We start from the raw sequence: 12,754 nt of genomic DNA, 5'->3' as shown, positions 1-12,754 counted from the left end.
TGCGTGAGTGTCTATTTATATATTCTGATTGTCATCTCTTTAAAATCGGCAGTATCAGAAGTTTCGCAGGAAACATCCACCCCCTTATTCTTAAGGCGTTCCACTTCACGGTTCAAGCCATTGAGGGCGAATGAGGCATCCTGATTGAAGTCCATCTCGTCATTAGCCGGCTGAATCTTCTTTTTCACTGCCATTTCAGTATCTTTTACAGTCCATTTACGGGCTCTGATGTCTTCTAGCACTTCACCTTGCTGGTCATCTTCCAGACTCAGCAACGAGCGTGCGTGCCTCTCCGTGATTTCCTGTCTTTGGAGCGCTTCGATGACTGGTTCAGACAGTTTCAGCAGCCTAAGCTTATTCGCAATGAAGGATTGGCTTTTACCCAAGTTCTGAGCAAGGTTCTTCTGGGTGATCCCATCCATCTTGAGCAGTTTTTTGTAGGCTTCTGGCTTCTTCTATACTGGAGAGGTTCTCCCGCTGGATATTTTCGATCAGGGCGATTGCTGCAGACTCAGTATCCGTCAAATATTTGACAATCACTTCCGCCTCTTCACGGTTCAGCATCTTCAGTGCCCTGAATCTGCGCTCCCCTGCAATGATTTCATACATGCCTTCTTCGATTGGCCGTACGGTTATCGGCTGCAGCAGCCCATGTTCTTCAATGGAGTCAGCCAGTTCCCGTATTCTATCCCGATCGAACTCAGTCCGCGGTTGATACCGATTCGGGACAATATTTTCCATAGGCAGATGTTGGAGTGAGACCTTCTCCTGCTGGTTTTCACTTTTATCCATCAGACCGAAAAGTCTTGAAAATGGTTTTTTCACACATGTCACCTGCCTATTTCTTTAATGGAGATTTATTTGGAGTCCCTGGTTTACGGGGATATTTCCTGGGTGATTTCCTCTTTTTCTTGATGTCGATGATATAACGCTCACTGTCTTCTTCAGGCAGCGTGAAATTATGGGTTTCCATAATCTCACCCCCAGCAGCTCTAACGCAAAATCGCTGTCCTCGAGCTCTTCCATCCCTTTTTTACCTTTAAGGACCAGGAAATGCCCACCTGTTCTGACAAGGGGTAGACACAATTCCGCAAGGACGTTCAGCTGGGCTACAGCCCGGGCAGTCACAATATCGAACATATGGCGCTGCGGACCTTGGCCGAACGTTTCCGCCCGGTCATGGACCAGGTGAATCTTATCAAGTTCGAGCTCTGCAGTCAGTTCATTCAAAAAGATGATGCGTTTATTCAAAGAATCCACGATGGTCACCTTTAAGTCTGGTCTGACTATTTTTAGCGGGATGCTTGGAAACCCTGCACCTGCCCCCACATCACATATACTTGCCTCTTCAGCTATGGTGGTATGGAACAGAGGGGTCAATGAATCATAGAAGTGCTTCAGATATACCCCTGCTTCATCCGTCACTGCAGTCAGGTTCACCTTATCATTCCATTCGACCAGCATGTTGAAATACCTTCTGAACTGGTTGATCTGGACATCGCTCAACTCTATGCCTTGTTGTTTCAATGCATCTATGAATTCCTGCTCGTTCATGCGTGCACCCGCTTGATGTTGCCTTGTTCTATATAGACGAGCAGAATCGAAATATCCGCCGGGTTGACTCCTGAAATTCTCAACGCCTGGGCAATGTCCAACGGTTTGACCGTCTTCAGTTTATGGCGCGCTTCAGTGGCCAGGGAGTGTATCACGTCATAGTCGATATCAGCAGGTATTTTTTTCTTTTCCATACGTTTCACTTTATCCACCTGCATAAGCGATTTCTTGATGTAGCCGTCATATTTCAGCTGTATCTCAACCTGTTCATATTCTTCCTGTCTGATTGAATGCGCTTCTCCAAGAATCTCCATGATGGACTCATAGTCCATCTCAGGACGCCTCAGCAGATCGACGGCGAGGATGCCGTCTTTCAAAGGTGTGCCGCCTCTTTTTTCAATAACGGATTGTGTATGTGCATTCGGTTTTATCCTGATGTTCTTCAATCGTTCCAGTTCATCTTCTATATTCTGCTTCTTCTCTTTGAAGGCCGCGTATCTCTCATCTGAAATCAGACCGATGTCATGACCGATTTCAGTCAGGCGCATATCCGCATTATCATGCCTCAACAAAAGACGGTGCTCTGCACGCGAAGTCAGCAGTCTATACGGTTCATTCGTGCCCTTCGTCACAAGGTCATCGATCAGTACGCCGATGTAGGCGTCAGAACGGCGCAGCACCAATTCTTCTTCACCGAGCAGTTTGCTTGCGGCATTGATGCCCGCTATAAGCCCTTGACCCGCTGCTTCTTCATAACCGCTTGTGCCGTTTATCTGTCCTGCCGTGTAGAGGTTTTTGATTTTCTTCGTCTCGAGCGTCGGCCATAATTGCGTCGGTACAAGCGCATCATATTCGATGGCATAGCCGGCACGCATCATTCTGGCGTTTTCAAGTCCTGGTACGGACGACAACATTTCGCGCTGGACATTCTCAGGCATGCTTGTGGAAAGTCCCTGCACATAGACCTCTTTCGTAGAACGGCCTTCTGGTTCCAGGAATATTTGGTGACGTGGCTTATCGTTGAAGCGTACCACTTTGTCCTCTATGGATGGACAGTAGCGCGGCCCTGTACCCTTCACCATTCCGGAATACATTGCGGAAAGATGAAGATTGTCGTTGATGATGAGGTGTGTATCTTCCGATGTATAAGTCAACCAGCACGGCAGCTGGTCCATGATGAACTCGGTCGTGTCGAAGCTGAAGGCGCGGGGAACATCGTCCCCAGGCTGTATTTCCGTTTTGGAGTAGTCGATGGAATCCGAGTTGACGCGTGGCGGTGTACCGGTTTTAAATCGGACAATTTCAAATCCAAGGTCCTTCAACTGGTCTGCAAGCGGAATTGACGGCATCTGGTGGTTCGGGCCACTGGAATATTTCAAGTCCCCGAGGATGATTTCGCCGCGCAGGAAGGTTCCGGTCGTCACGATGACCGAATCTGCATCGTAGACTGTACCGATATTTGTCCTGACCCCTTTTACAACATCATCTTCGACGATGATCTCGTCCACCATCCCTTGTAGGATGTCGAGGTTCGGCTCGTTTTCCAACACTTGTTTCATCTCTTGCTGATAGAGCACTTTGTCCGCTTGCGCGCGCAGCGCCCGGACGGCCGGCCCCTTGCCTGTATTCAACATGCGCATCTGTATATGGGTCTTGTCGATCACTTTGGCCATCTGGCCACCCAGTGCATCCACTTCTCGGACGACGATCCCTTTTGCCGGTCCGCCGACTGAAGGGTTGCATGGCATGAAAGCGATGCTATCCAAGTTGATGGTCAGCATCAGCGTACGCAGCCCTTTTCTGGCAGAAGCGAGCCCCGCTTCTACACCTGCATGTCCTGCACCGATGACGACAACATCATATTTCACATTATGTGGCATAATTTTCCTCCTTTTATTTTCCAAGACAGAACTGGCTGAAGAGCTGGTCGATCAGCTGTTCGCTGACATCTTCCCCGATAACTTCTCCAAGCAGTTCCCACGTTTTGACGAGATCGATCTGGACAATATCGATCGGCACATCCATGTCTGCCGATTCTATCGCATCCGAAATGACGGCCTTCGCCTGTTCAAGCAGATGGATATGACGGTTATTCGATACATAGGTGGAATCAGCCGACTGAATATCACCTTCAAAGAACAAAGTGGCAATCCGGTCTTCCAAATCATCCACCCCGGTGCCTTCGACGATTGATGTTCTGACGATCGGCATCTCGGGATATCTGGAGTGAAGGGTGCTCGTGTCAAGCTTCGCTTCCAGATCCAGCTTGTTCACGATGATGATGACGTTCTGGTCTGACAAGGAATCCAATATCTCGAGATCCTCTGCAGTCAAAGGTTCGTTGTTGTTCAATACATAAAGGATCAGTTCTGCTTCCTTCAGAGCCTGTCTGCTGCGTTCGACCCCGATCTTTTCGACGATATCATCCGTATCGCGGATACCTGCCGTATCAATCAGTTTGAGCGGGATACCGTTGACATTGACGTATTCTTCCAATATATCCCGGGTGGTCCCGGCCACTTCCGTAACGATCGCCTTATTGTCCTGGATGAGATAATTCAGCAGGGAACTCTTCCCGACGTTCGGCTTGCCGACAATGGCAGTGCTGAGCCCTTCCCTCAATATCTTGCCCTGGGCGCTGGTCTTCAGCAACTTCTCAATTTCCGCTTCTATTTTGGCGGATTCTTCTTTCAAGAAGGCAGTTGTCGCCTCTTCGACATCATCGTATTCAGGATAGTCGATGTTCACTTCGACCTGGGCCAGAACTGTAAGGATCCTCTGGCGCAATCCTTCTATATAGGTTTTCAGCCTGCCCTGCATCTGCTGATTGGCCACTTTTGACGCTTCAGTCGTCTTGGAGCGGATGAAGTCCATCACACCCTCGGCCTGGGACAGATCGATACGGCCATTCAGGAAGGCACGTTTAGTGAATTCGCCGGGCTCGGCCATTCTGGAGCCGTTCTTCAAAGTCAGCTGCAGTACACGATTGACGGTGTGTATGCCACCATGGCAATTGATTTCTACAATATCTTCGCGTGTATAGGTGCGGGGGCCCTCATAACAGCGACCATCACTTCTTCAACCGTCTCATCCGTATCTGGATCTACTATATGACCATAATTGATTGTATGGGACGCGACTTCATCCAACTTTTTCGCACCTTTATAGAGGTGATCTGCGATTTCAACTGCATCTGCCCCCGACAGACGCACGATTGCGATTGCACCTTCACCAACCGGAGTCGATATGCTGGATATGGTTTCTAATTGCATGATGCAATGCTCCTTTACTTCTTTTCTATAACAATGTAACGCCTCGGCTCAGTGCCTTCGGAATACGTATTGATTTCCTTCTCCTGGCTCAAGACGTTATGCATGATTTTTCGTTCTGAGGAAGGCATCGGTTCCAGCCGGACCGGCTGTCCGCTGCGCAATGCCTTTTTTGACATGTTCACAGCCAGATTCTCCAAGGTTTCACGGCGTTTTTCCCTATAGCCTTCAACGTCCACTACTATGGCCCCGTAACTTTTGTATATCGTATTGAAGAATTGCTGTGCAACCTCCTGCAGGGCATTGAGTGTATTGCCTCTTTTGCCGATGAGCTTCGCGGCCATGGGAGAAGTCAGTTCAATGGCTACTTCATTCTGTGCCACGCTCACGCTGCTCTCTGCATCGATGTTCATTTCCTTGATTACCTGCATGATGTAATCCTGCGTGAGCAAAGCAGCTTCTTTTTTAGTGCACGCCTCTTCTGTTTTTCTGTCATCTTGAGCCTGTCCTTCATCCATTTCTTCGGCAGGGACATGAGCCTCGACAGGCGATTCTTCAGATAAAGCTGTGACATCAGTGTCTTTTGGGTCCGGGTCTCTCGCTATTAAGGATTCGATGGAACCGTACATCTTCAACTCGGGATTGATGACCGTCAATTTGATGACCGCCTCCCGCTTCCCGAAGCCAAAAAGCCCTTTCCTTCCCTCATCTTCCACATCAATCCGCACATCATCCTCAGATACCTTCAACTCTTCTAGGCCCTCAGCAATTGCGCGTGCAACAGTTTCACCCTCATAGATTTTAAACATGGCGGCAACCCCCGTCTTATTTTATGCATTTGGCGATCTTCAACACATGCACCAAGGACTTCTCCATCTCATGATAGTCCATCTTACTCACAGGCTGTCTGGCGATGACCACATATTCCTTTGGCTCAAGCCTATCCTGATGCTTCTGAAGAAAACACGGATACGCCTTTTTATTTTGTTGCGTTTAACTGCATTCCCCAGGCGTTTGGAGACACTGATGCCCACCCTCATATGATTCGTTTTCGGATGATCTGACAAGTAGATGACAAATTGTCTATTGGCAAAAGACTTCCTTTTCTTGAAGACAAGTTGGAAGTCATGTTCTTTTTTTATTCGGAATCGTTTTTTCATCACTGATTACGCTCACTTACATATGATATTTTATTATACAAAATACACCTTTTTTCATAAAATAGCACGCCATATGCACAAAAAAGATCACCTTTTAGATGATCTTGAGGATTTAGGCTGAAAGAACTTTTCTGCCTTTTCTTCTGCGACGGGCTAAAACTTTACGTCCGTTCTTTGTACTCATTCTTTTACGGAAACCGTGCACTTTGCTGTGTTTACGTTTATTTGGCTGGTAAGTACGTTTTACCATATTAAATACACCTCCATAATGCTATTGCCTGTGGATTGCTTCTAAAATTGTAACTATTAAAGAATAACAGATGGACAGTCATATTTCAATACATTTTTCACCATGGAGGGTCAGAAAGCGTGCTGTGGATAATCTTTTTGTTGATAGGGAGTGTGGATAACTTCCTTGTGGATATTTATGTCCACACACTTCTTCCGGAGTTATCCCCAGTTTCACATATGTTGCTAATCACCTTGTGGATAACTGTGGAGATTGTGGGTATCTTACTATAACTGTTGATATCATCTCGATTATTCGTTATAATCTTGAATATGATTTTGTGGAAAAATTGTCCTGTCAATTGTACTTGTCCACAGTCTGTGTGTAACTTGTGGATAGTTGTTCAAGGCTGTGGAATACGTTATCCACACGCTGTGATTATGTGAATAGGAAAAGAGGACAGAATGTATGAGTAGTATAAAAGAAATCTGGTCAAATACGCTGAAGGGGATAAAGGGTACGATTGCCAATGCCAGCTACCAAACCTGGTTTCAGGAAACGAGCATGATCCATCTCGATAACGAGAAGGCGGTCATCAAGGCAGATACCCAGTTCCAAAGGGACTGGCTTGAAAAGAACTACAGTGGACTGATCCAGGAGCAACTGTATGAAGTCATGGGGGAGAAACCAGAAATCCGGATCACGACCGAAGAGGAAGAAACCCCGGTGCAGCCTGTAACTGAGAAGAAGCCTGAACCCGAAGTCCCAGTCCACACCCAGTTGAACGTCAACAATACTTTTGAAACATTCGTCATCGGCAACGGCAACCGTTTCAGCCACGCCGCTTCACTCGCCGTTGCCGAAGCACCGGCTAAAGCGTACAACCCATTATTCATATATGGGGGCGTCGGGCTTGGAAAAACACATCTGATGCATGCCATCGGGCATTATGTCTGGAGCATCGTCCGAATGCCAAAGTCGCCTACTTGTCGAGTGAAAAATTCACCAATGAATTCATCAACTCGATTCGTGACAATAAGACCGAGGAATTCAGGAACCGCTATCGCAATGTTGATGTGCTGCTGATCGACGATATACAGTTCCTTGCCGGCAAAGAGTCCACCCAAGAGGAATTCTTCCATACCTTCAACGCCCTACATGAAGACAATAAGCAGATCGTCATCTCAAGTGACCGTACACCAAAGGAGATCCCGACTTTGGAAGACCGGCTGCGCTCCCGCTTTGAATGGGGATTGATCACCGACATTACACCACCTGATCTTGAGACGCGCATTGCCATATTGCGGAAAAAATGCGAAGAAGAAAAAGTTGAAATCCCAAATGAAGCGATGATCTATATCGCCAATCACATCCATACGAACATCCGTGAACTAGAAGGCGCACTGACCCGAGTAGCAGCATACTCGAAGCTCGTCAATCAACCGTTGACGCCAGAAATGGTCTCTGAAGCTTTGAAAGACCTTGTCACTCAATCGAAGTCAAAGAAAATCACCATTTCCGATATCCAAGAGGCTGTGGCCTCATTCTATGATATCCAGATTGAAGCCTTCGAATCCAAAAAACGGACCAAATCAATTGCTTTCCCCGTCAGATCGCTATGTATCTGGCCAGGGAACTGACGGATTACTCCCTTCCTAAAATCGGAGAAGTTTTTGGGGGCCGTGACCACTCGACAGTCATCCACGCCCATGAGAAGATATCAAAGATGGTGAGTGAAGATGAAACCTTCAAGCAGGAACTCGAGGAAATAGAAAATAGGATCAGCTAGACCTGTGCAGAATGTGGATGGATGTTACATTCCAGCCCACAGCTTATCAACATGTGGATAACTTGAACGTCAAGGGGTAATGACACTTATCCACAAACCCACAGGGCCTATTACTGTTATTACTTAAATTATTACTAAATATATATAAGGAGCCTATACTCATGAAAATCAGCATCAACCGCCAATATTTCATCGAACAGTTGAACCACTGTCTCAAAGCAATCTCCCCACGCACCACCCTACCTATCCTCAATGGCATCAAAATGGAAGTGAAAGAAGAATCACTCGTATTGACTGGCAGTGACTCGGAGATTTCCATAGAAATCACCATACCGACTGAAATCGACAATGAGGAAATACTTGAAATCGAAGAACCGGGTACTGTCGTACTGTCCGGCAGATTCTTTGTGGACATCATCAAGAAATTATCCGGAGATTTTGTAGCGCTTGAAACCAACGACCAGTTCCAAACGAAGATTACTGCTTCACAGTCCGAGTTCAATCTAAGCGGTAATGACCCAGATCAGTATCCGCTGCTGCCTGAAGTGAATGATGAAGAAAGTGTCGTACTCCCTTCTGCAGTATTGAAGACGATCATTACCCAGACCAACTTTGCAGTATCATTGTCTGAAACACGTCCTGTACTGACAGGCATCAACTGGCAATTCAGTGAAGATGGCATCAAATTCACAGCTACAGACTCGCACAGGCTTGCTTTAAGGAAACTTCAGGGCGAGCAGTTCAATATGGAGAATATGAATGCAATCATCCCAGGCAAGTCGTTGACGGAACTCAACAAGATCATCACCGACTCTGATGAGGAAGTGGAAATACATTTTTCCCAAAACCAGGTACTGTTCAGCTACGGCAATATGCGTTTCATCTCCAGGTTGTTAGAAGGCAACTACCCAGATACTTCCAGACTCTTCCCGGAGAACTATGAAACGAAGGTGACAGTGAAGAACAGTGAGTTCTATCACGCCATCGACCGCGTCTCCCTACTTGCAAGGGAAGGCGGCAATAATGTCATACGCATGACGGTTGAAAACGGCAGCGTCGCACTCTCCTCCAATTCGCCGGAAGTCGGTACGGTGCACGAGGCCATCAATACCGGTAAAGTTGAAGGGGAAGATTTGAAGATATCCTTCAACTCGAAATATATGATGGATGCACTGAAGGCCATCAACGATGACGAAGTCTCCATTGAGTTCTTCGGGACGATGCGCCCATTCACGCTGGAAGCGGCTGAATCAGATGAAGTTGTGCAGCTGATCTTGCCGATCAGGACATATTAAATTAAAGAATTATAGCTTGAAATTTGCGACTGAGGCCCAGAATTTAAAAAACGGGCTTCTCAGTCGCCTTTTTGTTTTTATGTAGGAAAACCCTAAATGCATGTTAAAACTCTCAAATCGCTTTATTTGGGCTTCTGGAGTGAAAATAAACTTAAAATGTAGTATAATATAGAGGTGAGATTAAGGAGGATGAGTGTATGAAAAGCATCCGGTTCGATGAACTGATAACATTGGGAAAATTTCTCAAGCATGAAGGGATCATAGGCACGGGCGGAGAAGCCAAGTGGTTCCTGCAGGAGAATGAAGTGCTGTTGAATGGAGAACCTGAAAACCGCAGAGGCAAAAAGCTCCATGATGGCGATACGCTGGATCTTGGTGAACACGGCCAGTTCAGGATCGAATACACCAAATGATCCTGAATCGCATCAATCTCGGGGACTACAGGAATTATGAAAAATTGGATCTTGTCTTCCATTCGAAATTGAATGTATTTATAGGACAAAACGCCCAAGGGAAGACGAATCTGCTAGAAGCGATCCATTTTTTGGCGTTGGCCAAGAGCCACCGCACTTCAAAAGATAAGGAGCTCATCCGTTTCGGAGAGGAAGAAGCGTACCTCAATGGACAGATTACGACTTCCTACAGCACATTCCCGCTTTCGTTGAGCGTCAGCAAAAAAGGCAAACGCGCTAAGGTGAATCATATGGAAGTCTCCAAATTGAGCGACTATATCGGACATTTGAATGTGGTCCTCTTTGCCCCGGAAGATCTGAATATCGTCAAAGGTTCCCCGCAGATCAGACGGAAGTTCATCAACATGGAATGCGGTCAGATTTCAAAGGTCTACATCAGCATGTTGAGCGGTTACCAGAAGGTACTTCTCCAAAAGAACAATTATTTGAAGAAGAGGGATGCCGACCGGGTTATGGTCGACGTATTGAATGAACAACTTGCATATTATGCAAGTTTAATTATTTTAAAAAGGCAACAATTCGTGGAGACGATCGAGAAGCATGCCCGGAGGATTCATGGAGATATATCGAACAGCCGGGAAGTGCTCTCTGTGGAATATAAGCCGAACGTCAAGTATCAGGAGACGGAAAGGGAAGCACTGGAAGCAGAATTGAAGCAGATATTCACGGATATGCTTGAACGGGAAATCGAACGGGGGCAGTCCCTGGTCGGTCCCCACCGTGACGACATCGCTTTCTACATCAATGACTTTGATGTTCAGACCTACGGTTCCCAAGGCCAGCAGAGAACGACAGCCCTATCGGTGAAATTAGCCGAGCTTGAACTCATCAGGGAAGAGATCGGCGAGTATCCGATTCTTCTGCTCGATGATGTGCTGAGCGAGCTGGATGAAACGAGGCAATCCCATCTGCTGACTTCGATACGGGATAAGGTCCAGACATTTGTCACTACAACATCAATCAGCGATATCAACCATGAGATCATGGACGATATGGAAGCGTTCGGAATAGAAGACGGCAAGGTGAAAGTTTAATGGAGGATGATAATATGGCTGAGAAGAACATGGACACATATGGTGCCAGTCAGATACAGGTATTGGAAGGATTGGAAGCAGTCCGCAAGCGTCCAGGGATGTATATTGGATCTACAGCTGCAAAAGGGCTCCACCATCTAGTATGGGAAATAGTGGATAACAGTATCGATGAGGCGATGGCAGGACATGCCAATCGTGTCAACATCACGGTTGAAGAAGATAACTGGGTGCGGGTGACCGATAACGGCCGCGGCATCCCGGTGGATATCCAGGAGAAGATGGGCAGACCGGCAGTAGAGGTCATACTGACCGTCCTCCATGCCGGCGGTAAGTTCGGCGGCGGTGGTTATAAGGTTTCAGGTGGCTTGCACGGCGTCGGTTCATCCGTAGTCAATGCGCTGAGTGAAACGCTTGAAGTGTATGTGCACCGCGACGGTAAGATCCATCATCAGAGCTATACAAGGGGTGTCCCTGACTTTGACCTCAAAGTCATTGGAGAGACCGATAAGACAGGTACGGAAATCCGGTTCAAGGCGGATAGTCAGATCTTTACGGAAACATTGGAATATGACCTCGAAGTACTTCAGAAGCGGACTAAAGAACTGGCGTTCCTGAACAAAGGCCTTGAGATCAATTTGACGGATGAGCGCGGCGAAGAGGATATATCCTATCAGTATTACTTTGAAGGCGGCATCATGTCCTATGTGGAACAGATGAATGAAACGCGCGATGTGCTCCATGATGAAGTGATATATATGCACAGCGAAAGGGACGAAGTGGAAGTGGAGATTGCCCTCCAGTACAACAATGGGTACAACACCACACTGCTGTCCTACGCCAACAATATCCATACGTACGAAGGCGGTACGCACGAAGACGGCTTCAAACGCGCCTTGACGAAAGTGATCAATAATTACGGCACCAAAAATCGCATCATCAAAGAAGGCGAAGACCGTTTGAGCGGTGAAGACGTCCGCGAAGGCTTGACCGCTGTCGTTTCCATCAAGCATACGGATCCGCAGTTCGAGGGTCAGACAAAGACCAAGTTCGGCAACTCGGAAGCTAGGCTGATCACCGACCAGCTGTTTAGCGAGGGATTTGAGCGCTTCCTGCTCGAGAATCCCGGTCCGGCCAAAATCATCGTCGAAAAAGGCCTGACAGCCCAGCGTGCCCGTGTGGCTGCTAAAAAAGCACGCGAAATGACACGCAGGAAATCAGCGCTTGAAGTATCCAGTCTGCCCGGCAAGCTCGCCGACTGTTCAAGCAAGGACCCTTCAGAGAGCGAACTGTTCATCGTTGAGGGGGATTCGGCTGGTGGCTCCGCCAAATCAGGCCGGAACTCAACCACTCAGGCGATTCTGCCGCTCCGCGGTAAAATATTGAACGTGGAAAAGGCCCGCCTCGACAGGATTTTGAACAACAATGAAATCCGTGCCATGATCACTGCACTCGGTACAGGCATCGGAGAGGAATTCGACTTGTCGAAGGCCCGTTACCACAAAATCGTGATCATGACCGATGCGGACGTCGACGGGGCACACATCCGTACGCTGCTCCTCACATTCTTCTACCGGTTCATGCAGCCGCTGATTGAAGCGGGGTATGTGTATATCGCACAGCCACCACTCTACAAAGTGGAACAGGGCAAGAACAAACACTATGTCTTTGACGACAGGGAACTTGTGGAACTCAGGAAAGAATTGAAGGAAACCCCTAAAATATCACTTTCAAGATATAAAGGTCTGGGTGAAATGAATGCAGATCAGTTATGGGAGACCACAATGGATCCGGAATTCAGAACCATGTTGCAGGTGACTTTGGATGATGCGGTATTGGCCGACCAGACATTTGAGATGCTGATGGGCGACATCGTCGAAAACCGCCGCAATTTCATCGAAGATAATGCATTGTACGTACAGAATCTAGACGTCTAAACAGTGGAGGGTATTTT

General features: G+C 47.3%; 7 protein-coding genes and 5 pseudogenes. 5 read left to right on the top strand and 7 right to left on the bottom strand.

The genetic code is table 11. The features are described 5' to 3' along the window. Window positions 1–11 precede the first annotated feature (11 nt). From ACYF68_RS01475 to rpmH, 7 genes and pseudogenes are all read right to left on the bottom strand, one after another. Window positions 12–825, bottom strand: a pseudogene (locus ACYF68_RS01475) (ParB/RepB/Spo0J family partition protein). 13 nt (window positions 826–838) lie between these two features. Beyond that, window positions 839–1,554, bottom strand: a pseudogene (gene rsmG / locus ACYF68_RS01470) (16S rRNA (guanine(527)-N(7))-methyltransferase RsmG). After that, window positions 1,551–3,434, bottom strand: a complete 1,884-nt coding sequence (mnmG, locus tag ACYF68_RS01465) for a tRNA uridine-5-carboxymethylaminomethyl(34) synthesis enzyme MnmG (RefSeq protein ID WP_461045163.1) — start codon at window positions 3,432–3,434, stop codon at window positions 1,551–1,553. The pseudogene rsmG and the gene mnmG overlap by 4 nt, the downstream one beginning before the upstream one ends. A 13-nt stretch (window positions 3,435–3,447) precedes the next feature. Continuing rightward, window positions 3,448–4,826 (bottom strand): annotated as a pseudogene (mnmE, locus tag ACYF68_RS01460) (tRNA uridine-5-carboxymethylaminomethyl(34) synthesis GTPase MnmE). A gap of 14 nt (window positions 4,827–4,840) precedes the next feature. Then, a complete protein-coding gene (gene jag / locus ACYF68_RS01455; protein ID WP_461045162.1) occupies window positions 4,841–5,632 on the bottom strand; it encodes an RNA-binding cell elongation regulator Jag/EloR in 792 nt (263 codons plus the stop codon). Window positions 5,633–5,648: 16 nt separating this feature from the next. Then, a pseudogene (gene rnpA, locus ACYF68_RS01450) lies at window positions 5,649–5,983 on the bottom strand (ribonuclease P protein component). 112 nt (window positions 5,984–6,095) lie between these two features. Next, window positions 6,096–6,233, bottom strand: coding sequence for a 50S ribosomal protein L34 (gene rpmH, locus ACYF68_RS01445; protein WP_000240855.1), 138 nt, complete (start codon window positions 6,231–6,233; stop codon window positions 6,096–6,098). 447 nt (window positions 6,234–6,680) lie between these two features. Between rpmH and dnaA the strand changes: the two are divergent. From dnaA to gyrB, 5 genes and pseudogenes are all read left to right on the top strand, one after another. Beyond that, window positions 6,681–8,001 (top strand): annotated as a pseudogene (gene dnaA / locus ACYF68_RS01440) (chromosomal replication initiator protein DnaA). 161 nt (window positions 8,002–8,162) lie between these two features. After that, entirely contained in the window at window positions 8,163–9,296 is a 1,134-nt protein-coding gene (gene dnaN / locus ACYF68_RS01435; RefSeq protein WP_344701960.1) for a DNA polymerase III subunit beta, read from the top strand. A 197-nt stretch (window positions 9,297–9,493) separates the two neighbouring features. Then, window positions 9,494–9,709 carry a S4 domain-containing protein YaaA gene (gene yaaA, locus ACYF68_RS01430; RefSeq protein ID WP_344701958.1) on the top strand — a complete coding sequence of 72 codons (216 nt, stop codon included), beginning with the start codon at window positions 9,494–9,496 and terminating at the stop codon, window positions 9,707–9,709. Beyond that, a complete protein-coding gene (recF, locus tag ACYF68_RS01425; protein WP_461045161.1) occupies window positions 9,706–10,803 on the top strand; it encodes a DNA replication/repair protein RecF in 1,098 nt (365 codons plus the stop codon). Before yaaA ends, recF begins: the two co-directional genes overlap by 4 nt. Window positions 10,804–10,817: 14 nt before the next feature. Beyond that, complete coding sequence (gene gyrB, locus ACYF68_RS01420; RefSeq protein WP_461045160.1) at window positions 10,818–12,737, top strand: DNA topoisomerase (ATP-hydrolyzing) subunit B; 1,920 nt, start codon at window positions 10,818–10,820, stop codon at window positions 12,735–12,737. Window positions 12,738–12,754: the final 17 nt, after the last annotated feature.

The organism is Salinicoccus sp. CNSTN-B1 (assembly GCF_054792835.1).
Note: the sequence above shows the minus strand (reverse complement) of the source record. Positions and strands in the feature narration are given on the sequence as shown.